Here is a 22,335-nt window from a genome sequence, read left to right on the forward strand (position 1 = left end):
ACGTCGACGTGTGAGACGGAGTGTGACGATCCGGGCGCGGTCGGGCGGCGTCCGTCGCGGGCGCTCCCGGTCTCGCCGACTCGTGGCCTCCTTCAAGCACGGTGACGTCGTTTCTGGGGAGACGCTAACTTGATATCTCACTGCGTGGGATGGCAATATCAGAGTATGGACGCTTCGAGCGAGACCGAGAGCAGCAGCGGCGTTGGCGTCATCGACAAGGCCGCCCTTGTCATGAGCGCGCTGGAGGCAGGGCCCGCCACCCTGGCCCAGCTGGTCGCCTCCACCCACCTGGCGCGCCCCACCGCGCACCGCATCGCGGTCGCCCTGGAGTTCCACCGCCTCGTCTCCCGCGACTCCCAGGGACGCTTCATCCTGGGGCCGCGCCTGTCCGAGCTGGCCACCGCCGCCGGCGAGGACCACCTCCTGTCCGCCGCGGGTCCCGTCCTCGCCGCGCTGCGGGACAAGACCCACGAGTCCGCGCAGCTGTACCGCCGGCAGGGCGACGTCCGCATCTGCGTGGCGAACGCCGAGCGCCCCATCGGCCTGCGCGACTCCATCCCCGTGGGCGCCACCATGTCCATGCTCGGCGGCTCCGGCGCCCAGGTGCTCCTCGCCTGGGAGGAGCCCGACCGCCTCCACCGCGGCCTCATCGGCTCCCGCTTCAACGCCACTATGCTCTCCGCCGTGCGCCGCCGCGGCTGGGCCCAGTCGGTCGGCGAGCGCGAGCCCGGCGTCGCCAGCGTCTCCGCGCCCGTGCGCGGGGCGAGCGGCAAGGTCATCGCCGCCGTGTCCATCTCCGGCCCCATCGAGCGCATGGGCCGCCAGCCCGGCCGCGTCCACGGCCCCGTCGTCATGGCCGCCGCCCGCCGCCTGAGCGAGGTTCTCCGCAACTCCGAGGAGGGCTGAGGACACGGGGCCAGCCCCGCCCAGCCCGTCCAGCCGACCGCCCCGGTCGAGCCAGCGCGCTCGACCGGGGCGGTCGCGCGTTCTCGACGTCGTCGGGCACGTGCCGCTCACCGCGCTGCCGAGGCCACCGTCGGCGCCGCGCGTCAACCGGAACGCGACCGGCTGCGCGCTGGGCCGAAAGGGCCCCCCTCGCCGAGCGCGGCCGGCGTCGGGACCGTAGCGTGGAGGAGAACGCACGGACGGAAGGAGCTCCCCATGAGCACGACGACCACCTCCCCGAGCACCTCGACGACGGGAGGCTGCCCCTTCCACCGCGGCGAGGACGACACGATCTCCCTCCTCCGCCTCGGCTACCGCTTCCTGCCCACCCTGCGCGCCGAGCGCACCGGCGCCGACGACGACCGCCCCTTCGGCTTCGGCCTCCTCGGACGAAAGGCTCACGCGCTGCGCGGCTCCGGCGCCGTCCCGACCTTCTACGACCCGGAGCTCATCGAGCGCCACGGGGCGATGCCGAGGCCGATCCAGGGCTCGCTCTTCGGCAAGGGCTCGGTCCACTCCCTCGACGGCGACGCCCACCTGGCGCGCAAGGAGCTCTTCGTGGCCGTGTGCTACGAGCAGGAGCAGGTCGACCGCATCAAGCCGCTCGTCGAGGCCGAGGTCCGCGAGGCCGTCGCCCGCTGGGCCAAGTACCCGGATCGCGTCTACGACTCGATGGTCATCGCCTACGGGCGCGCCTCGCTGCGCTGGGCCGGGATCGAGGGCCCGGACTCCGAGCTCGACGTCCAGGCCAAGCGCCTGGGCGATATCGTCGAGGGCTTCGGACACCTCAACCTCGACCACGCCCGCGCCTGGGTGGACCGCTACCGCACCGACGCCTGGTTCGCCCGCCTCATTCGCGAGCAGCGCTCGGGCCGTCGCACGGCCGCACCGGGCACCGCCCTGCACGAGTGGGCCGTCTACCGCGAGCCCGACGGCTCGCTGCTCGACCCGCGCACGGCGGGGCTCGAGCTCCAGAACTGCATCCGGCCGCACGTCGCCGTCGCCCGCTTCGCGGCCTTCGCCGCGAAGGACCTCGTCGAGAACCCGCAGTGGCGCGAGCGCGTGCGCGAGGAGACGCTCGCCCACGGCGGCTCGCTCACGGACGGTCCCGTCGCGCAGGCGGTCGCCCAGGAGGTGCGACGTCTGTCCCCCTTCGTGCCGATGCTGCCGGCCTTCGCCCGCACCGACTTCGAGGTCGACGGCGAGCAGGTCGCCGCCGGAGACCGCGTGGTCCTCGACGTGCTCGGCACCAACACGGACCCGACGTCCTGGAGCGCGCCGGAGGACTTCGACCCGGAGCGCTTCCTCGGCACGTCCAAGGCCGAGGCCGAGGCGAACGCCTCGTTCATCCCGCAGGGCGGTGCGGACGTCCGCTCCGGCCACCGCTGCCCGGGCGAGCGCATCGTCGTCGACTCGCTCACGACGACGGTCGCGGCCCTGTGCCTGCCGGAGGTCGAGATCTCCGAGAAGGACCTCGACGTCGACGTGGAGACGATGCCGACGATGCCCCGTTCAGGGGCGGTCGTACGGACGCGGCGCGAGGGCGTGACGGCCGGCGCCTGAGGGCGCCCGTAGACTCGTGGGCATGCGCACGACACTGTTGGTGACGAACGACTTCCCGCCCGTCGTGGGCGGGATCCAGTCCTACCTTGAGGACTACACGCGGCGCCTGCCGGCGGAGGACCTCATCGTCCTGTGCTCCACTCCCCCGGAGGGCCCGGAGGCGGCGGCCGCCTACGACGCGACCGTCCCCTTCGAGGTCGTGCGCATGCCCACGCACGTGCTCCTGCCGACGCCGGACGCGCGCGCCCGGATGCAGTCGATCATCCATGAGCGCGGCGTGGAGACCGTGTGGTTCGGCGCTGCGGCGCCGCTGGGCCTGCTCGGGAGGGCGGCTAAGGCGGCCGGGGCGACGCGGGTCATCGCGACGACGCACGGGCACGAGGTCGGCTGGTCCATGATCCCGGGGGCGAGGCAGCTCCTGGAGCGGATCTTCGCGAGCGCGGACGTCATCACCTACATCTCGGAGTACACGCTGGGTCGCCTGCGCCCCTTCATGCCGACGGGCGCGCGGACGCTGCGCCTGCCGAGCGGCATCGACGTCGAGCGCTTCCACCCGGACTCCGAGGCACGCACACGGCTGCGCGAGCGCTACGGACTGGGTGACGCGGCGACGGCCGTGTGCGTCTCGCGGCTCGTGCGGCGCAAGGGGCAGGACTCGCTCATCGAGGCCTGGCCGCGCGTCGTCGAGCAGGTCCCGGACGCCCGGCTCGTCGTCGTCGGCGGGGGGCCGTACGCGAAGCACCTCGCGCAGCTCAAGCGCCGCTCCCCCGTGCGCGACCACCTCATCCTCACCGGCAAGGTGCCCTACGAGGAGCTGCCGTGGCACGTGGCCATGAGCGACGTCTTCGCGATGCCCTGCCGGACGCGGGGCGGCGGGCTGGACGTCGAGGGGCTGGGGATCGTCTTCCTCGAGGCCTCGGCGGCGGGCGTGCCCGTCATCGCGGGCACGAGCGGAGGCGCGCCGGAGACGGTGACCGAGGGCGTCACGGGCCTCGTCGTGGACGGTCGGGACGAGGACGCGCTCGTCGCGGCGCTCGTCCGGCTGCTCACCGACCCGGAGGAGCGGGAGCGCATGGGTGCCGCCGGCCGGGAGCTCATGGAGGCGGAGTGGACGTGGCCGGGGCTCGTGGAGAGCCTCGTGAAGACGATCGACGCCCGCTGAGGCGGACTGATCTCCGGCTGGGCAACCGCTCAGGCAGAGCGCCCGCTGAACCGGTGCGCTCGTTGGGTCCGCGGATGCTGCGCCGCCGCGGTACGCGCACGACCCGTGCGGGCCGTCCCGGGTGCGCCGGAGGGGGCTCAGGCCTCGCTGGCGCCCTTGTCGGCGTGGGCGGCGCGCAGCTCGGTGATGGCCTTCTCGAAGTCGTCCAGCGAGCCGAAGTCGGAGTAGACGGAGGCGAAGCGCAGGTAGGCGATCTCGTCGAGGTCCCGCAGGGGGCCGAGGATCGCGAGGCCGACGTCGTGGGAGTCGATGATGGCCTGGCCGTTGGAGCGGATGGTCTCCTCGACCGTGTGCGCGAGGAAGGCGAGGTCGTCGTCCGAGACGGGTCGGCCCTGGCAGGCGCGGCGCACGCCGACGATCACCTTGTCCCGGGAGAAGGGCTCGACGGCTCCGGAGCGCTTGCGCACGGAGAGGCTGGCCGTCTCGGTGGTGGTGAAGCGGCGCCCGCACTGGGGGCACTCCCGGCGGCGTCGGATGGACAGGCCGTCCTCGGAGGTGCGTGAGTCCACGACGCGCGAGCCGTCATAGCGGCAGAAGGGACAGTGCACGCGTCGGTCCTCTCCGGGGATGCGGGGTCAGTCCCTCGGAGCGTAGGCGCGGACCACCCGGCCCGCAAGCCGTCGGAGCGGCCCCTCAGCGCGCGGGGACGACGAGGGTCTGGCCGGCCTCGACGGTGGAGCCGTCGAGGGAGTTGAGCTCGGCGATCTGGGCCATGGTCTCGCGCACGTCCGAGGTGCCGGTGGCCTCGGCGACGTCCCAGAGGGACTCGCCGGACTGGACCGTGGCGACGGCGGTGCGGGCGGGGGTGGCGGCGTCGGACTGGACGGCGCCCGAGGCGATGATGCCGACGGCGGCGAGGGCGACCGCGGCGAGGACCACGGCGCCCGCGACGATGGCGCGGCGCACAGCGGCCGGCAGGGCGGCGAGGCCGGTGGCCGGGGAGGCCGGGGAGGCCGGGGAGACCGCAGCGACGCGCTGCGCCGAGCGGGCCGGAGCGGAGGGGACCGTCTCCGTGCGGGCGGTCGTTTGGTGCGCGCGGGCCTCGACCGCGGCGTCCTGCGACGGGACCGAGACGGCCCGCAGCGCGCGGCGCGGGCGGCGCTGCGAGCGCGGGAGGGAGCCGTCCGCCGGGCGGGCGGCGACGGGAAGGGCGGGGCGGCGAGTGAGCTCGACGGGGAGCTCGACGGCGGCGTTGCGACGCGGCTCGGGGACGAAGCCGGGCGTCACGAGGCGGAGGCGCGGGCGGCGCGGGGAGCCGGCGCGGCCCGGACGGGAGGCCGCGGGGACGGCGCGAAGGCGGGGCGCGGGGGTGGCAGCGAGAGCACTCATGGGAATCCTCCTGGGGAACACGTGTTCGACGAACACCTGTTCGATACGATATCCGTCCGGGGTCGACACGTCCAGAGCGTTTTCGAACACATGTTTGAACGCTCGGTCGATCGCCCGTAGGCTTGACCCGTCAAGACCACCACCGGCCACCGACACGAACTCGGCCCCCTTAACCACCAGGGGCCTCCGGAACCTCCGGACCGGCCCCGGATGGAGGACACCGCCATGACCACCCCGCTCACGGACACGGACGACGCCGCGCAGGCCCTCCAGGCGCTCGACGCGCGCGCACGGGCCGTCTACGAGGCCGTGCGCGAGGCGGTGACGACCCACGGCTACCCGCCCTCCATGCGGGAGATCGGCGCCCGGGTCGGCCTCACGAGCCCCTCGTCGGTCAAGCACCAGCTGGACAAGCTCGAGCGCCTCGGGCTCGTCCGCCGCGACCCCAAGCGCCCGCGCGCCCTCGAGGTCATCGTCCCGGGCGACTCCGCGGAGGAGGCGCCGAGCGCCGCCGTCGTCGACCTCGACGCCCACCGCGCCGCCGGCGCCGCCGAGGCAACGCCCCTCCCGCAGCTGCCCGGCGTCGGCGAGGGCGAGGCCGTCGCCGTCCCGCTCGTCGGGCGCATCGCCGCCGGCTCGCCGATCCTCGCCGAGCAGGACGTCGAGGACGTCATGGCCCTGCCCCGTCGTCTCACGGGCGACGGCGAGCTCTTCATGCTCGAGGTCCACGGGGACTCGATGATCGACGCCGCCATCTGCGACGGCGACTGGGTGGTCGTGCGCGCCCAGGCGGACGCCTCGAACGGCGACGTCGTCGCCGCGATGCTCGAGGACGTCGACGGCGCCTCCGCGACCGTCAAGGTCCTCTCGCGGAGGGACGGTCACCAGTGGCTCCTCCCCCGCAACCCCGACTACGCGCCGATCCCCGGCGACGAGGCGACCATCATGGGCAAGGTCGTCACCGTGCTCCGGGCGCTCTGAGACCGCCGCGGGAGCCCCGCTCCCGGGGCACGAGCCGGAGCGCGACGAAGGAGGCCGGAACCCCGATGGGGTTCCGGCCTCCTTCGTCGTGGTCGGTGCTGCGCGCACCGACGTCGGTTCAGGCCGGCGCCGGTGCGGGAGCCTCAGTAGCCCAGGCCGCGGGCGGCCTCGCGCAGGCGCGTGGCGGACTCGGTGAGCCGGTCGCGCTCGTCGAGGGTGAGCGGGAGCTCGAGGCGACGACCGGCGCCGTCGCGTCCGACGATCGTCGGGACGGACATGCAGACGTCGGAGATGCCGTGCCAGTTGCTCAGGAGCGGCGAGACGGTGAGGACGCGCTGCTCGTCGTTGAGGACCGCGGAGATGATGCGCTGGACGGCGAGGCCGACGGCGTAGTTCGTGACGCCCTTGCCCTCGATGATCCGGTACGCGGAGTTGACGACGTCGGAGGCGATGCGGTCGCGGGTGGCCTGGTCGAACTGGCCGCCGGTGATCGTGTCGCCCCACTGCGTGATCGGCACGCCGCCGATCTCGGTGGAGGACCACAGGGCGACCTCGGAGTCGCCGTGCTCGCCAGCGATGTAGCCGTGGATGTTCTGGGTGGCGGTGCCGGTCTCGAGGGAGACGAGGTAGCGCATGCGGGCCGTGTCGAGAACCGTGCCGGAGCCGAAGATCCGGTTGTCCGGGAGCCCGGTGATCTTCTTGGCGCAGTAGGTGACGACGTCGACGGGGTTGGCGACGAGGATGAAGATGGCGTTCGGGGCGACCTCGACGAGCTTGGGGAGGATCTTCTCCATGATGCCGACGGTGGCGCCGGCGAGCTCGAGGCGGGACTGGCCGGGCTTCTGCTTGGCGCCCGCGGTGATCGCGATGACGTCCGCGTCGCGGCAGATCTCCGGGTCGTCGGAGCCCTGGACGGAGCCAGCGGAGGTGAACTGGATGCCCTGGGCGATGTCGAGGGCCTCGGCCTCGACCTTCTCCTTGGCGATGTCCTGGAGGACGATCTCGCGGGCGACACCCTTGGTGACGCACGCGTAGGCGAGCGTGGAGCCGACGGCGCCCGCTCCGATGATGGCGACCTTGGAGGGACGTCCACCCGGGTTGACGGGGTAGGAGCCCTGCGCGGAGTTGGTGATGGCGGCCTCGGACACTGTTTCCTCCGGTATCGGGATCGGGTAGCACGTTCGCGTGCTCGTCCGTGACGGAGTCTACGCGGAGGCACCGGCCCTGAGGGGCCGCCTCGAAGGATCCGACCGACCTGGCGTGTGAGGAGTCAAACGTTCGTCAGACGTCCTGGGCCCAGGGTCCCGCGTGACCGATCGGTCAGTCGCCCGACCGGCGCGCAGCGGCCGGCCCGGGGAGCCCACCTCCCGTCGCACCGCCGTCGACTCCTCCGCGCACCACGGCCGCACCCCCGCGAAACAGGACGCCACAAATTCCCCTCCTTGTGGCACGTCGTTACATTCTCGTAGCCTCGTGACCTGGACCATACGGTTCAGGACGTCGGCGTCACGGACGACGTCGGCGCTCCCCGGCGCCGCACGACGGCACCGGCCCGCCAACCCGAAGGAGACGACATGCCCCTCACACGACGCGCGTTCGGCCGCCTCAGCGCCGCGGTCATCGCGGCCGCGGCCGCAGCCCCCGCGACGACCGCGGCCGCCGCCCCCTCCTCGAGCACCGGGGCCGACGCCTCCCAGCGCGCCACCGACCTGCTCGCCGCCATGAGCCAGGAGGAGAAGCTCGGCCAGCTCCTGTGGACGCACGTCTACGGAGCCTCCGCCGACGACGCGACCTACGCGGAGCAGAACCAGGACGTCTTCGGCACCGACGTCTCCACCCCCGCCCAGGCCGTGAGGAAGTTCCACCTCGGCGGCGTCCTCTACTTCAACTGGTCGCACAACGTCACCACCTCCCCCACCGACCTCGAGCAGGTCGCCGCCCTGTCGAACGGCCTTCAGGACGCCGCCCGCGACAACGGCGCACGGGTCCCCCTCGCGATCACCATGGACCAGGAGGGCGGCCTCGTCGCCCGGGTCCGCGCCCCGGGCACCGAGGTCCCCGGCAACATGGCCCTCGGCGCCACCGGCTCGACCGACCTCGCCTACGAGCAGGGCGCGCTGCTGGGCTCCGAGCTCAAGGCGCTCGGCGTCAACGTCGACTTCGCCCCCGACGTCGACGTCAACACCAACGCCGCCAACCCCGTCATCGGCGTGCGCTCGATGGGCGACGACCCCGACGCCGTCGGCGCCCTCGGCGCCGCCCAGATCACCGGCATCCAGGACCAGGGCGTCTCCGCCGTCGCCAAGCACTTCCCCGGACACGGGGACACGGACACCGACTCCCACACCGGGCTGCCCACCGTCACCTACGACCGGGCGACCCTCGACCGGCACCTCATCCCGTTCCGCTCCGCCATCGCGGCCGGCGCCGACATGATCATGACGGCGCACATCATCGTCGACGCCATCGACCCGGACCGCCCGGCCACCGTGTCCAGCAAGGTCCTCACCGACCTCCTGCGCGGCGAGCTCGGATACACGGGCCTGGTCACCACCGACGCCATGGACATGGAGGGCGCCCAGCTCTCCGTCATGACCGAGGAGGAGAGGACCCGCTACCAGGAGCTCAAGGACGCGGAGGACGCCGCGAAGTCCGACGCGGAGAGGGACCCGACCGCCGAGGACTCCTACACGAAGGCCTCCGCCGAGCTGAAGTCCTTCCTCGCCCCGATCCGCGGGCGCGTCGCCGTCGCGGCCTTCACGGCCGGCAGCGACGTCCTCCTCAACACCTACGACGCCCCCGCCGTCATCGCCGCGATGACCGCCGCCCTCGCCGACGGCACCGTGAGCGCCGAGCGGGTCGACGAGTCCGTCCTGCGGATCCTGGAGTGGAAGGCCCGCCGCGGCGTGCTCGACACCGAGCCCACGTGCGCCCGGACCGTCTCGACGACGGTCGGCTCGGACGAGCACCGGGCCACGGCCGCCGCCATCGCCGACGCCGCCATCACGATGACCCGCAACGACGCCGACGCCGTCCTCCCGCTCAGCGCCGAGGAGCAGCCGAGCCTCTTCCTCGTCGGCTCCTCCTTCGCCGCTCCGGAGGTCCTCGAGTCCCAGCTGACGTCACTCGGCTTCCAGGTGACGCACTTCGCGACCTCCGACGCGCAGGCCGACCCGACGCAGGAGGAGGTCGACCGCGCCGTCGCGCAGGCGCGCTCGGCGGGCGCTGACGCGATCATCGTGCCGACCTACTCGATGGCGCCGGACTCGACCCAGGCCGCGCTCGTCGACGCCCTGGCCGAGCTCGGCACGCCGCTCGTCGTCGTCGCGACCCGCAACCCCTACGACGTCAACGCCCTCGTCGAGCCCGTGCCCGCGAGCGCCGAGGGGACCTGCGTCGTCACCGTGGCCGACGACGGCACCCGCACGGCGTCGGCCACGGCGAGGAGGGCGAGCGGGGGCGCCGCGGGTGTCGCCGTCCTCAACGCCTACTCGACGACCGAGGTCGCCCTGGGGGCAGCCGCCCACGTCATCGCCGGGCAGGCGCCCACCGGGCTCCTCCCGGTCCGCGTCCCCACCGCTGACGGCGCCGGGACCCTCGAGGAGACCGGCTTCGGCCTCACCTACCCGACCGTGTGCGCGCCCGGCTCGAACGGGCTGGGCCACGACCGGGGCAACGGCCGGGACAAGGACAAGGGCACCTGCCAGACGAACCCCGGCAAGGGGCACTCGAAGGGCTGAGAGAGGGGCTGACGAGTCCTGCCTCCCGGGGCGAGCGGCCCCGTCGCGGTGCTTCACCGCGACGGGGCCGCTCGCCCGTCGTGGGGGCGGGACGCGCACCGGGGCCCCTGAGGCACCCGTGCGCCGGCCCGTTCAGTGCTCCGACTGCGCGAGGCGCCCCAGGGCTGCGAGGACCGTGTCCTGGTCCCGGGTGGGCCACAGAGCCGGCATGGAACGGGCCAGGAAGGAGCCGTAGCGGGCGGTGCGCAGCCGCGGGTCGAGGACGGCGACGACGCCGCGGTCGTCCGCGCGGCGGACCAGCCGTCCGGCGCCCTGGGCGAGCAGCAGCGCGGCGTGGGTCGCCGAGACGCTCATGAAGCCGTTGCCGCCCGCGGCGGCGACCGCCTCGGAGCGCGCCTGCGCGACGGGGTCGTCGGGGCGCGGGAAGGGGATGCGGTCGATGACGACGAGGCGGCAGGTCCTCCCGGGCACGTCCACCCCCTGCCACAGGGACAGGGTCCCGACGAGGCAGGCGTTCTCGTCGGCGGCGAAGGCCTCGACGAGCGTGGGCAGCTGGTCCTCCCCCTGGGCGTAGACGGTGAGGTCGGTGGCCTTGCGCAGAAGCTCGGCGGCGTCCTCGGCGGCGCGGCGCGAGGAGAAGAGGCCGAGCATGCCTCCCTGGGAGGCCTCGGCCAGGGCGAGGACCTCGTCGAGGGCCGCCTCGGAGATCCCGAAGCCGGGCTTGGGCAGGTGGGTCGGCGTGTAGAGGATCCCCTGGCGCGCGTAGTCGAAGGGCGTGCCGACGTCGATGCCGTCCCAGGGCGCGTCCGAGAGCGTGAGCCCCAGGGCGTGGACCATGGAGTCGAAGGAGCCGCCCAGCGCCAGGGTGGCGGAGGTGAGGACGGCGGCGCGGTCCGCCAGGAGCGTGTCCGCCACCGAGCCGGCGACGTCGATGGGGGCGAGCGTGAGCCGCGGCGGCTCCTGCCCCATGCGGGGCCGCTCGATCCAGGCGACGTCGCGGTGCTTCCCCACGGAGTCGGAGGTCATGCGCTCGACGGCGTCGACCATGTCCCCGATGGCGGTGCGGGCGAGGGCGACGGCTCCGGCTGAGTCGGCGGAGTCTCCCTTCTTGGCCTTGGCGGCCTCCCGGACGTCGCTCGCGACCTGGCGTCCGGCGGTGTCGAGCAGGACGAGGGCGTCGCGCAGGGCGGGCGGCAGGCCCTCGGCGAGGCGGCCGTCGGGCAGGTCGGCCAGTGCCAGCTGGAGGGACTGCCCGGCGGACTCGAGCTCGGTGGCGACGACACCGGCGTCGCGGCGCACCGTGGAGGCGACGCGGGCGACGGCGGAGGCCGACAGCGACACCGTGCCCTGGGAGCGGACCCGGTCGGCGAGCTCGTGGGCCTCGTCGACGACGAGGACGTCGTGCTCGGGCAGGACGTTCGGGTTGCCGGCGGCGGCGATGCCGAGCATGGCGTGGTTGGTGACGACCAGGTCGGCCTCCGCGGCGGCGGCGCGGGCGAGCTCGGGGAAGCACTCGTCGTGGAAGGGGCACGAGGAGCCGAGGCACTCGGCCTTGGACACGGAGACCTGGGCCCAGGCGCGGTCCGAGACGCCGGGGACGAGGTCGTCGCGGTCGCCGGTCGTGGTCTCGGCGGCCCACTCGCGCAGGCGGACGACCTGCTCGCCGAGGGTGGCGGTGGTGGCCTCGCCGACGCGCTTGCGGGTGGTGGCGTCGGAGGCGGAGAAGAGGGCGTCGGCGTCGTCGGCCGGGTAGCCGCCGTCGACGCGGTGCTTGCAGACGTAGTTCTGCCAGCCCTTGAGCAGGGCGACGGTGGGGCGCTTCCCGGTGACGGCCTCGACGGCGTCGGCGGCGAGCGGCGCGTCCTTGGTGAGGACCTGCCGCTGGAGGGCGAGGGTCGCGGTGGAGACGACGGTGCGCTCCTCGGCGTCGACGGCGTGGACCATCGAGGGCACGAGGTAGCCGAGCGACTTGCCGGTGCCCGTGCCGGCCTGGACGAGGAGGTGGCTGCCGGTCCCGACGGCGTCGGAGACGCGGCGGACCATCTCGAGCTGGCCCTCGCGGGGGGCGCCGCCGAGGCGGGAGACGGCCTCGGCGAGGGCCGCCTCGGCGCGCTCGAGCTCGGTGTCCTTCCCGCCGCCGCTGACGCGGCCGGAGGAGCTGCCCACGGGCCGGCTCTTGGTCGCCACGGGCTCAGGCCCGCGTCTCGTCGTCGGAGCCGCCGGCGACGTCGGCGGCCTCGAGCTCGGCGGCGAGCGGCGCGTCGACGCGGGCCCGCACGCGCGTGCCGGCCTCGACGTACTCGACGGCGTCGATCTCCCCGTCGGCGTGGACGCGCGAGACGAGGTCGCCGCGCGAGTACGGGACCACGACGTCGACCTGGACGTCCGGCCGGGGCAGCATCTCGTCGATCCGGGCGCGCAGCTCGTCCAGGCCCTCCCCCGTGTACGCCGACACGGTGAGGGCGCCGGGCAGGCGGGTGCGCAGGGCGGCGAGCGTGACGGGGTCGGCGAGGTCGGCCTTGTTGAGGACGATGAGCTCGGGGACGTCCAGCGCCCCGGGGATGTCGGCCAGCACCTCGCGCACGGCGGCGACCTGGCTGAGCGGGTCGGGGTGGGCGGCGTCGACGACGTGGAGGACGAGGTCCGCGCCGGCGACCTCCTCCAGCGTGGAGCGGAAGGCCTCGATGAGCTCGTGGGGCAGGTTGCGGACGAAGCCGACCGTGTCGGTGAGCGTGTAGACGCGGCCGTCGGAGGTCTCGGCCTTGCGCACCGTCGGGTCGAGGGTGGCGAAGAGAGCGTCCTGGACCATGAGGCCGGCGTCGGTGAGCCGGTTCATGAGGGAGGACTTGCCGGCGTTCGTGTACCCGGCGATGGCGACCGAGGGGATGGGGCCGCGGCGGCGCGAGCCGCGCTTGACCTCACGGGAGGGGGCCATCGCCTTGATCTCGCGGCGGAGCTTGGCCATGCGGTCGCGGATGCGGCGGCGGTCGAGCTCGATCTTCGTCTCACCGGGGCCGCGCGAGCCGATGCCCTGACCGCCGGCGACGCGGCCGCCGGCCTGACGGGACATGGAGTCGCCCCAGCCGCGCAGGCGCGGCAGGAGGTACTCGAGCTGGGCCAGCTCGACCTGGGCCTTGCCCTCCCGGGACTTCGCGTGCTGGGCGAAGATGTCGAGGATGAGGGCGGTGCGGTCGACGACCTTGACCTTGACGACGTCCTCGAGGGCTCGGCGCTGGGAGGGGGCGAGCTCGCCGTCGACGATGACGGTGTCCGCGCCGTGGGCGGAGACCATCTCGGCGAGCTCCTTGGCCTTGCCGGAGCCGAGGTAGGTGGCGGGGTCGGGGTGGTCGCGCTTCTGGATGAGGGCGTCGAGGACCTGGGAGCCGGCGGTCTCCGCGAGCGCGGCGAGCTCGGCCAGGCTCGTCTCGGCGTCCTGGGCGTCGGCGAGCTCGACGGCGCTGCCGTGGCGGGCCCCGGCGGGGCCGGTGGTGCCGGCGTGGGCGGTCGGGAGCTCGAGGCCGACGAGGACGACCTTCTCGAGGCGGATCTGGCGGTACTCGACCTCGGAGACGTCCTCGAGCTCGGTGGACAGGCTGGCGACGCGTCGGGTGCCGGCGCGGGCCTCCCGCTCGAGGGCGCCGGCGTCGACGACGTCGCGGCGCTCGTGCTCGCCGGCCGTGGAGGCCAGGGCCGTGCCGGTGCGCGACAGGATGCGGCTGACGATGTCCTCGGGGCTCGGCACCGGGGCTGACGGGGCGGCGTCGTGCTCGCCGCTGGTCGCGCCGTCCTCAGCGGTGGCGTCGTCGGCGGACTGGTCGGGGTCCTGCGGGAGGTCCTCGTCGGCGGCGTCGGGGGCGATGCCCTCGGGCTCGGAGTCGTGGCGGACACGGGCGGGGGTGCGGTGGGCGTGGGCCAAGAAAGTTCCTTTGCGTATGCGTGCGGGGGTCCGGAGCGAGGCTCGACGGACCCGCCCGGTCGGTGCCGGGCGTGGTGTCAGGGGGCGGCGCGGGCCGTCACCGGCTCAGCGCATACGGAGGATCCACATGAGGGGGATGGTAGCGCCGGCGCCCGGCCCGGGCCAGCGCCCGTCCCCAGGGCCCGCACCGGTACGCTCACGGCGTGAGCAGCGGGGACGATCAGGCGCGGGCCGAGGGCAGCGGCGCAACCACCGACGGCGAGCCCGTCGAGGGCCGCTCCTGCCCCGCGGGCACCACCGCCCCAGCTGTCTCGGTGCGCGCCGTCCTCACCACCCCGCTCGGCCACCTCGCCCTCGCGATGCTCGTCGTCGAGCTGCTCGCCGGGATGCAGACCTACCTCAACCAGACGGTCCTTCCCCTCGTCGCCACCGACCTCGGCGCGCGGGCCCACTACGGGCTCATCACCGGCGCCGCGATGGTGCCGACCTTCCTCACGATGCCGCTGGGCGGCGCGATGCTCGCCCGCTGGCGCGCCGACCGGCTCATGACCGTGCTCACCGCGGTCCTCGTCGTCGGCGCCATTCTCGGGGCGACCGCTCCGGTCGTCGCCGTGTACGTCGCCGGAGAGGTGGTGCGCGGCCTGGCCTCCGGGGCGCTCGCGACCGTGACGGCCGGCGTCCTCGTCGCGGGACTGCCCGAGGCCTGGCGGCGCCTGTTCCTCGCGGCGTCCTCGGCGACGTGGATCGTCTCCTCGCTCGTCGGCCCGGTCTACGCGGCCGGCGTCTCCGCCGCCTGGGGCTGGCGGTGGGCGCTCGTCGTCTACGTCCCCGTCCTCGTGGCGGCACGTCTCGTCATGGCGTGCGAGATCCACGGGCTGAGGGTCACCGACGACGGCGAGGCGCGACCGCCCGTCGTGCCCGCGATCGTCATGGCGGCCGGCGTCGCCGTCATCGGGCTCGTGCCGGCCGGGACGGTCGGCTTCGCGGTCGCCGGGCCGGTGGGGCTCGCGGCCGTCGCCTGGGCCTGCCTGCGGGTGCTGCCCCGTGGCGTCGCACGGCTGGTCCCGGGACGGCCGACGGCGATCGCGACGCTCGCCTGGGTGTGCGGCGCCTACTTCGCGCTCGACTTCCTCGTCTCCCCCGCCGGGCACGACGTCCTCCGCCTGTCGGCCGGGTCGCTGGGATGGGCGCTCACGACTGCGGGCGTGCTGTGGAGCGCCGTCGCCCTGCACTGCGGGGCGCACCCGGCCCGCGAGCGCCGCGCCTACCTCGCGCGCACGAGCGCGGGCGGGCTGCTCTTCGCCGTCGGCGGTGCGCTCAGCGCCGGGGCCCTCGGTGGGCTCGTCCCGTGGTGGGGGCTGCACGCGGGTTGGGGGCTGGCGGGCCTCGGCATGGGTCTCACGCACCAGGACACGATCATCCGCTGCGTCACGGACCCGGCCGAGCTCGGCAACCCCGCGGACGGGATCTCCCAGGCGGCCGCGGCCACGTCTGTGACGGTGGCGGTGAACGCGGGCGGCGCCGCGCTCGGCACCCTGGTGACGAGCCTCGTGGCGCCGACGTCGGCGGGGGTCCAGGCGGGGATCGTCGTGCCGACGGTCCTCGCCCTCACGGCGGCCCTCGCGGTCACGCCGCTGCTGGCGCGGCGCGCCGCCTGAGCGGAGCGACCGCTAGCCTGGCGCCGTGAGCGAGCACTACTTCACCGCCTCCCCCGCGACGCCCGCCGAGGAGCGCAGCCACGTCTTCGAGATCCGCGGGCGCGAGCACCGGGTGACGACGGCTTCGGGCGTCTTCTCCGCGGATCGCCTCGACAAGGGCACGCAGGTCCTGCTCGGCCACGTCCCCGAGCCGCCCGAGTCCGGCACCCTCCTCGACCTGGGCTGCGGCTGGGGCCCGATCGCCCTGGCGCTGGCCGACGCCGCTCCGGCGGCGACGGTCCTCGCCACGGACGTCAACGAGCGCTCCCTCGTGCTGGCCGCGCGCAACGCCGCCGACGCCGGGCACAAGACGGTGCGCGCCGTCGAGGCCGGGGCCCTCCTGACCGAGCTGCGCGAGTCGGGGCAGCGCCTCGACCTCATCTGGTCGAACCCGCCGGTGCGCGTCGGCAAGGAGGCCCTCCACCGGCTCATGCTGGACTGGCTGCCGCTGCTCGCCGAGGACGGCGAGGCCTGGCTCGTCGTCGGGAAGAACCTCGGGGCGGACTCGCTCACCACCTGGCTCGGCACCCAGGGCTACCAGGTGGAGAGGGCGGCCTCCTCCAAGGGCTTCCGCGTCCTGCGCGTCACCCGCTGACGGGGCCGCGGTCCCGGCCCAGGCTCACTCCCCCGGCGCGGGGATGCGGGGGCGACGGCGGTCGCGCCGCGCCGCGAGGATGTCGACGAGCGCCACGAGGGCGGCGAGCAGCATGATGACGGCGATGAGCTCGAAGGAGCCGATGAAGGCCCTCGCCCAGCCGTTGCCCGGGAGCACGGAGTACATGAGGTTCGTGATGGCGGCGACGCCGACGGCCGTCCCGATGCGCTGACCGGTCTGCATGACGCCGCCCGCGGCGCCCGCGTACCGCAGCGGCACGTCGACGAGGGTGAGCGTCTGGTTCGGGGAGACGACGAAGGCGCCGGCGGCACCGATGACGAAGGTGGAGGCGAGCATCCACCACTGGCTCCAGCCGGCCGTGTCGACCATGTGCACCACCCAGGCGGTCGAGAGGACGCCGAGGGCGACGCCGACCATGCCCCACATGACCATAGGGCGGCCGAGGCGCAGGACGTGCCGCCCGAGCAGCGGGGAGATGACGGCGCCCGCGACCGCGGCCGGGATGCCCATGAGTCCGGACTTGAGTGCGGAGTCGCCGAGGCCGTTCTGGAGGTACTGGGCGATGACGAGCCACACGGAGGTCGAGCCCATGAAGTACAGGGCGATGAGGAGGGTGCCGTTGGCGAAGGACTTCTCGGTGAAGAGCTCGAGCGCCACCATGGGCTCGCGGCCGCGGCGCTCGTAGGCGCGCTCCCACAGGACCCAGCCGAGCAGGAGGAGCCCGGCGGCGGGCAGGGCGAGCCAGCGCAGGACGCTGTCCGAGGTCCCGATGAAGGGCATGAGGACGAGGAGGATGGTGACCCCGAGCAGCACCATGCCGACCGGGTCGAGGTCGAGGCGGCGGCGCCGGGGGCTGCCGGGCTCGGGCGCCTCAGCGGTCCCGGTCCAGGCGCTGGACGGGAGCACCTTCCAGGCGGCCCAGGCACCACCCAGCGCGATGGGCACGTTGAAGAGGAAGCTCGTGCGCCAGCCCCAGTCGGTGCCGAGGACCTGGACGAGGAGCCCGGCGAGCACCGGCCCGAAGGCGACCGACACGCCGACGACGCCTCCGAACATGCCGAAGGCCTTGCCGCGGACGACGCCGTGGTAGTACCGCTGGATCATGCCGGTGACCTGCGGGTTGAGGAGCCCCGAGCCGATGCCCATGACGACGCGCGCCATGTTGAGCAGGAGGATCGAGGGCGCCAGGCCGGCGCCCAGGGAGCCGAGCCCGAACAGGGTGAGGCCGATGACGAAGAGCCTGGCGCGGCCGACGACGTCGCCGGCGCGTCCCGCGGGCACGAGGAGGATCCCGAAGACCAGCGTGTAGCCGGAGATGATCCACTGGATGCCCGCGGTGGAGGCGTGCAGGTCCGTGCGCAGCGTCGGCAGGACGACGTTGATGCTGGAGACGGCCAGCAGCGCGACGAAGGTCGGGATGAGGAGCACCGTGAGGACGCGCTTCTGCTCGCCGGTCATGGCGACGTCGCGGGAGGCCGCGGGCTGGGGCTGAGGGGGCGTGGGCACGAGTCGCAGGCTATGCCTCGCCGTGTCCGGGGCCCCGGGCGCACCGTGGTGAGATCGGCGACCCGGCGCAGCCCCGGACGGGACCGAGCGGCGCGGGCGGAGGCGGAGCGTGCGGCCGGAGCAGTCCGCCCAAGGCCCCGCCGCCGCAGATCAGTCAGTCCATGCCGGCGACGGCGCGGGCGACGTCGCCGTCCGCGCCCGACAGGTCGGAGGCGGGCGTGCTCCAGCGCCCGGCGCGCACGTCCACGACGAGCGCGACGGCGCCGACGACGAGCGTCGGGACGATCCAGCCCGTCTGGTCGTTCCAGAGGCCCGTGGCGGCCAGGAGGTCGCTCGGCGCGTGCAGGCCGAGGTCGCTCAGCGCGGAGACCGCGCCGAGGAACCCGGCGCAGACGACCGGCCACACGTAGGTCGTGCACAGGTGCCCGGGGGCGGCGGCGTCGACCAGGGTGACGGCGACGAGAGTGATGGCCACCGGGTACAGCAGGAGCGTCAACGGCGAGACGATCGTGAGGATCGTCTGGAGCCCCAGGAGCGCCAGGGCGAAGGAGACCGCGGTGGCGCCGAGGAGCTGGGGGCGGTAGCCGGTGCGCGGCCAGGCCGTCGAGGCGTAGCCGGCCCAGGAGGACAGCAGCCCGACGGAGGTCGTGAGGCAGGCGAGCACGACGATCGCGGCGAAGACGACGACGCCCGTGCTGCCGAGAGAGGCCTGGGAGGCGGTGCGCAGGAGGGCGGTGCCGTCGGAGGGATCGGAGCCGGGGGTGCGCCGCCCGATGAGGGCGAGGCCGACGTAGACGGCGGCGAGGAGGACGGCTGCGAGCAGGCCGGCGAGGCTCGCGGACCGGGCCACCTCGCCCTGGGAGGAGCGGCCCTGCTCGCGCAGCGCGGAGATGACGACGATGCCGAAGACGCTGGCGGCCAGGACGTCCATCGTGAGGTAGCCCTGGGTGAGGCCGGTGTCGACCGGCGAGGCGGCGTACTCCGGGACCGGAGCGCGGTCGACGACGGCCTGGCCGTGGATGGTGACGGCGCACAGCACGGCGAGGAGCACGAGGAGGGCCGGGGTGAGCCACCGTCCGATCCGGTCGGCGAGGCCCGTGGGGCTCAGCGCGACGGCGATGGTGAGGCCGTAGAAGACGAGGCTGTGGACCGGCAGGGCCCATCCGCCGGGGTCGACGCCGAGGAGTGCGAGGACGGGGCGCGTGGCGAGCTCGTAGGAGACGGTCGCGACGCGGGGCGCGGCGTAGAGGGGGCCGAGCGCGAGGTAGACGGCGAGCGGCATGACGACGCCGAAGCGCGGACCGACGCGCCGCGCGAGCCCGAGGATCCCCTCGCCGGAGGTGCACACCGCGATGACGGCGAGCAGCGGCAGGAGGACGCCGGTCGCGAGGAAGCCCGCCAGGACCGCGGGCAGGTGGTCGCCGGCGGAGGCTCCGAGGACGGGCGGGAAGATGAGGTTGCCCGCTCCGAAGAAGAGGGCGAAGAGCATGAGGCCCGTGGTGAGGGTGCCGCCGTGGGAGGTCCTCCCGGGGCGGGCGGCGTGGGTGTGGGAGGTCATGGAGGCTCGGGGTCGGGGAGGGCGGGCGTCAGGAGACGGTGACGCGCCCGGTGATCTCGGCGGGGCCGGTGAGCAGGACGGTGGCGCCGTCGGCCCAGGGGTCCTCGCCGACGTGGACGCCGATCTCGCCGCCGGGGACGAGGAGGCGGTAGTCGGTGGGCGCCTGGGGGCCGACCCACTCGTGGAGGGCGACGGCGACGGCGCAGCAGCCGGTCCCGCAGGAGAGCGTCTCCCCCACGCCGCGCTCGAGGACGCGCATGCGGGCCACGCCGATCCGCTCGCCGGTCTCCTCGTCGACCTCCTCGCCCAGCGGCACGACGAGCTCGAGGTTGGTGCCCTCGGGCGGGAGCGGCTCGTAGCCGGGGGCGTCGGAGTCGGTGAGGCCGGCGAAGAGGGCGGCGTCGAGCTCGTCCTCGTCGGCGAGGGCGACGACGGTGTGCGGGTTCGGCATCTCGATGCTGAGGGCGGCGCGCTCGCCGTCGAGGCCGGGGACGTCGACGGCCGTGTCCCAGCCCTCGGTGTCGACGTCGGCCTCGGCGCCGGCGGGGCGGGTGAGGCGGGCCGGCCCCATGTCGACGGTCCAGAGGTCACCGATCCGCGTGATGGTGCGGGCGCCGCCGCGGGTGCCGATGGTGAGGGACTCGCCGTCGGCGGTGGGGCGCAGGCCCTCGGCGTCGAGGACGGCGGCGAAGAGGCGCGAGGCGTTGCCGCACATCTCGGCGACGGAGCCGTCCGCGTTGTAGTAGTCCATGAACCACTCGGCCTCCGGGACCGCCTGCGCGAAGTCCTCGGCGCCGGGCAGGGCGGCGGTGCGCACGACGCGGACGAAGCCGTCGGCGCCGAAGCCGCCGTGGCGGTCGCAGACGGCGGCGACGTCGGCCGGGGACACGGCGACCTCCCGCTCGGGGTCGACGAGCAGGAGGAAGTCGTTGCGCGTGCCGTTGCCCTTGATGAGCTCGTGGCCCACGAGGCCGGGGGCGGTGGTCATGGCGCTCAGCCTAGGCGTTCACGGCCGCGGGTCCGGCCCCGGCTCGTCCGGCGGTGGATGCGGCGTGCGCCTCGTGCTCGCCGTCGGCGTTCCAGGGGGCGGCCGGGAGGGGCTCGCCGGCGTCGGCGGCGGTGACGATCGCGAGGGCCTCGTCGGTGATCCGCTCGCGCTCGCCGGGCAGCCAGGCGCCGTCGGCGCTGACGCGGGGGCGGAGCCAGCGGATGCGGGGGTCGCGGCGGAACCACTTGATCTGGCGGCTGGCGAGCTTGCGGGTGGCCTGGGCGGTGTCGGCGACGGCCTGCTCGAGGCTGAGATCGCCGTCGATGACCCCGATCGCCTGGGCGTAGCCGATGGCGCGGCGGGCGGTGGCGCCCTCGCGCAGGCCGAGCTCGAGGAGGGCGCGCGTCTCCTCGACGAGGCCGGCGTCGAACATGGCGGCGGCGCGGGCGTCGATGCGGGTGTTGAGGGCGGCGCGTCCGGCGCCGGTGTCGCCGTCGGCGTCGACGGGGCGCAGGGCGAGGTGGGCGGTGGGGACGAGGTCCTCGTAGCGGGGCAGGGTGGCTGAGAAGGGCCGGCCGGTGACGGCGATGACCTCGAGGGCGCGGACGATCTTGCGGGTGTTGGCGCGGTCGATCCGGGCGCCGGCCTCGGGGTCGGCCTCGCGCAGCTCCTCCCACAGGCGCCGGGTCCCCTCGGTCCCGGCGCGGTCCTCGAGGGCGGCGCGCACGGCGGGGTCGGCGCCGGGGAACTCGAGGGCGTCGGTGACGGCGCGCGTGTAGAGGCCGGAGCCGCCGACGACGAGCGCGCGGTTCCCGCGGGCTGCGACGGCGTCGAGGTCGGCGAGGGCGTGGGTCTGGTAGGCGGCGACGTTGGCCTCGTCGGTGACGTCGAGGACGTCGACCTGGTGGTGCGGGTAGCCGCGGCGCTCGGGCAGCGGCAGCTTGGCGGTGCCGACGTCCATGCCGCGGTAGAGCTGCGAGGCGTCGGCATTCAGGATCTCGGAGCTGACCTCGGCGCCGGATCCCATGGGCATCCCCTGCGCGGAGGCGAGGGCGTCGGCGAGGTCGAGGGCGAGCTCGGACTTGCCGGTGGCGGTCGGACCGACGACGGCGACCCGCACCGGGGGGCGCCCGGCGGTTCCGGTGCTCACAGCTCGGGCAGGAGCGGGCCGATGTGGGACAGAGCCTGCGTGCAGGCGGACAGCGCGGTGTCCAGGTGGAGGCGCAGCTGCTTGTCGCTCACCCCTGCGGTGAGGTCGGTGAGGTAGGTGGCCCGCACGAGGGCGCCGGCGTCGGTGTCGACGATGGCGACGGTCGGGAAGAACTTGTCGCGGTTCCAGTCGTTGACGCTGGCGGCGATCTCGTCGCGCTCGCCCTCGCGGGCGGGCTCCTGCCAGTCGCCGGAGACGAGGAGCCAGCCCTCGTGCCCGTCGGGGACCTCGATGACGAAGGGGAAGCCGTCCCAGGTGCCGAGCAGGCAGGGGTGCCCGCCCTCGACGTGGCGCTGGACGCCGTAGCCGAGCGGGCCGGTGAGCATGGCCTCGACGCGGTCGAGGGTGAGCGGGGCGGTGAGGTCGGGGCGCTCGGCGCGGTTCGGTCGGGCGTCGCGGCCGACGGTGGCGAGGAGGTCGTGGACGGAGCCGCGGACGGTGACGACGTCGTCGTCCCCGAGGAGCTCCTCGTCGTTGGCCTCGACGCCGGCGCCGGGCTGGGGTCGCTCGGCCCCGTCGCGCGCGGCGCGGCCGGAGTCGGCGGTGGAGCGGTCCTCGGAGGCGGGGACGCGCTGGTCCCACTGCTTGCCGAGGAGTCGGGCGATGAAGGCGCTCAGGCCCGGGCGGCGACCGCCGGGGCTTCCGTTGCCTCGCTGGCTCATCACGGCTCCAGGGCTCCGCGCAGGGGGTCGGGGAAGAGCTCCTCGGCCTCGCGCATGAGGGCGACGATGAGGCGGCAGCCGGTGAAGATGAAGTCGCCGAGCTGGGCGTCGGTCATGCCGGCCTCGAGGGGGTAGGTGACCTCGCCGTGGAGGCGGACGACGCCCCCGTCGGCGATGGTGAGGTAGGCCTTGGGGCCGATGCGGGTGGCGTTCCACTCCTCGACGAGGCGCCGCAGGGCGGCGAGGTGCTCGGTGTCGGCGATGCGGTGCCAGACGCCGCGCATCTGGAGGGCGCGGGTGTCCTGGAAGATGGCGTGGACGGTGACGTAGCGCCACGGGATGCCGAGGTCTCCCTCGTCGTCGAGGAAGAAGCGCAGACCGAGGTTGCGCACGCAGTCCATG

General features: G+C 74.4%; 18 protein-coding genes. 7 read left to right on the top strand and 11 right to left on the bottom strand.

What is annotated here, in order from left to right; genetic code table 11:
- Window positions 1–165: 165 nt before the first annotated feature.
- The 3 genes from AXF14_RS12555 (at window position 166) to AXF14_RS12565 (ending at window position 3,670) form a co-directional block, all read left to right on the top strand.
- Complete coding sequence (locus tag AXF14_RS12555; protein ID WP_067943713.1) at window positions 166–906, top strand: IclR family transcriptional regulator; 741 nt, start codon at window positions 166–168, stop codon at window positions 904–906.
- Window positions 907–1,161: 255 nt separating this feature from the next.
- Window positions 1,162–2,508: a cytochrome P450 gene (locus AXF14_RS12560; RefSeq protein ID WP_084355575.1), complete on the top strand. Its 1,347-nt coding sequence runs from the start codon at window positions 1,162–1,164 to the stop codon at window positions 2,506–2,508.
- Between the two features lie 22 nt (window positions 2,509–2,530).
- Entirely contained in the window at window positions 2,531–3,670 is a 1,140-nt protein-coding gene (locus tag AXF14_RS12565) for a glycosyltransferase family 4 protein (protein ID WP_067943714.1), read from the top strand.
- 137 nt (window positions 3,671–3,807) lie between these two features.
- On the opposite strand, the gene nrdR is transcribed toward AXF14_RS12565, so the two are convergent.
- Window positions 3,808–4,278, bottom strand: coding sequence for a transcriptional regulator NrdR (nrdR, locus tag AXF14_RS12570; RefSeq protein ID WP_067943715.1), 471 nt, complete (start codon window positions 4,276–4,278; stop codon window positions 3,808–3,810).
- Between the two features lie 85 nt (window positions 4,279–4,363).
- Window positions 4,364–5,059 (bottom strand): LysM peptidoglycan-binding domain-containing protein, encoded by a 696-nt coding sequence (locus AXF14_RS14605; protein WP_067943718.1) that lies wholly within the window; start codon window positions 5,057–5,059, stop codon window positions 4,364–4,366.
- Between the two features lie 210 nt (window positions 5,060–5,269).
- Here AXF14_RS14605 and lexA point away from each other — a divergent pair, with 210 nt between their 5' ends.
- Window positions 5,270–6,040: a transcriptional repressor LexA gene (lexA, locus tag AXF14_RS12580; RefSeq protein WP_067943720.1), complete on the top strand. Its 771-nt coding sequence runs from the start codon at window positions 5,270–5,272 to the stop codon at window positions 6,038–6,040.
- Between the two features lie 143 nt (window positions 6,041–6,183).
- Here the strand turns inward: lexA and AXF14_RS12585 are convergent, their stop codons facing one another.
- The gene (locus AXF14_RS12585) at window positions 6,184–7,188 is read right to left on the bottom strand and encodes an L-lactate dehydrogenase (protein WP_067943722.1); all 1,005 of its coding nucleotides are present in this window, start codon (window positions 7,186–7,188) and stop codon (window positions 6,184–6,186) included.
- A 426-nt stretch (window positions 7,189–7,614) separates the two neighbouring features.
- Between AXF14_RS12585 and AXF14_RS12590 the strand changes: the two genes are divergently transcribed.
- Complete coding sequence (locus AXF14_RS12590) at window positions 7,615–9,780, top strand: glycoside hydrolase family 3 protein (protein ID WP_084355576.1); 2,166 nt, start codon at window positions 7,615–7,617, stop codon at window positions 9,778–9,780.
- Window positions 9,781–9,912: 132 nt separating this feature from the next.
- Here the strand turns inward: AXF14_RS12590 and AXF14_RS12595 are convergent, their stop codons facing one another.
- Entirely contained in the window at window positions 9,913–11,823 is a 1,911-nt protein-coding gene (locus AXF14_RS12595) for an ATP-dependent DNA helicase (protein WP_084355723.1), read from the bottom strand.
- Between the two features lie 148 nt (window positions 11,824–11,971).
- Window positions 11,972–13,522, bottom strand: a complete 1,551-nt coding sequence (gene hflX / locus AXF14_RS12600; RefSeq protein WP_067944448.1) for a GTPase HflX — start codon at window positions 13,520–13,522, stop codon at window positions 11,972–11,974.
- A 377-nt stretch (window positions 13,523–13,899) separates the two neighbouring features.
- On the opposite strand from hflX, the gene AXF14_RS12605 reads away from it, so the two are divergent.
- Both AXF14_RS12605 and AXF14_RS12610 read left to right on the top strand, forming a co-directional pair.
- Window positions 13,900–15,354 (top strand): MFS transporter, encoded by a 1,455-nt coding sequence (locus AXF14_RS12605; RefSeq protein WP_236755682.1) that lies wholly within the window; start codon window positions 13,900–13,902, stop codon window positions 15,352–15,354.
- A gap of 25 nt (window positions 15,355–15,379) precedes the next feature.
- Window positions 15,380–15,988, top strand: coding sequence for a class I SAM-dependent methyltransferase (locus tag AXF14_RS12610; protein WP_067943723.1), 609 nt, complete (start codon window positions 15,380–15,382; stop codon window positions 15,986–15,988).
- Window positions 15,989–16,012: 24 nt separating this feature from the next.
- Here AXF14_RS12610 and AXF14_RS12615 read toward each other — a convergent pair whose 3' ends face one another.
- From AXF14_RS12615 to AXF14_RS12640, 6 genes are all read right to left on the bottom strand, one after another.
- Window positions 16,013–17,515 carry an MFS transporter gene (locus AXF14_RS12615; protein ID WP_084355577.1) on the bottom strand — a complete coding sequence of 501 codons (1,503 nt, stop codon included), beginning with the start codon at window positions 17,513–17,515 and terminating at the stop codon, window positions 16,013–16,015.
- A 154-nt stretch (window positions 17,516–17,669) separates the two neighbouring features.
- Entirely contained in the window at window positions 17,670–19,073 is a 1,404-nt protein-coding gene (gene brnQ, locus AXF14_RS12620; protein ID WP_067943724.1) for a branched-chain amino acid transport system II carrier protein, read from the bottom strand.
- Window positions 19,074–19,101: 28 nt separating this feature from the next.
- Window positions 19,102–20,061, bottom strand: coding sequence for a diaminopimelate epimerase (dapF, locus tag AXF14_RS12625; RefSeq protein WP_067943725.1), 960 nt, complete (start codon window positions 20,059–20,061; stop codon window positions 19,102–19,104).
- Window positions 20,062–20,071: 10 nt separating this feature from the next.
- Window positions 20,072–21,211 (bottom strand): tRNA (adenosine(37)-N6)-dimethylallyltransferase MiaA, encoded by a 1,140-nt coding sequence (miaA, locus tag AXF14_RS12630; RefSeq protein ID WP_236755684.1) that lies wholly within the window; start codon window positions 21,209–21,211, stop codon window positions 20,072–20,074.
- Complete coding sequence (locus AXF14_RS12635) at window positions 21,208–21,933, bottom strand: type III secretion system chaperone family protein (RefSeq protein WP_067943726.1); 726 nt, start codon at window positions 21,931–21,933, stop codon at window positions 21,208–21,210. Before AXF14_RS12635 ends, miaA begins: the two co-directional genes overlap by 4 nt.
- Window positions 21,933–22,334 (bottom strand): YbjN domain-containing protein, encoded by a 402-nt coding sequence (locus AXF14_RS12640; RefSeq protein ID WP_084355726.1) that lies wholly within the window; start codon window positions 22,332–22,334, stop codon window positions 21,933–21,935. Before AXF14_RS12640 ends, AXF14_RS12635 begins: the two co-directional genes overlap by 1 nt.
- Between the last annotated feature and the right edge of the window lies 1 nt (window position 22,335).

The organism is Actinomyces radicidentis, from assembly GCF_001553565.1.
Taxonomy (GTDB): Bacteria; Actinomycetota; Actinomycetes; order Actinomycetales; family Actinomycetaceae; genus Actinomyces; species Actinomyces radicidentis.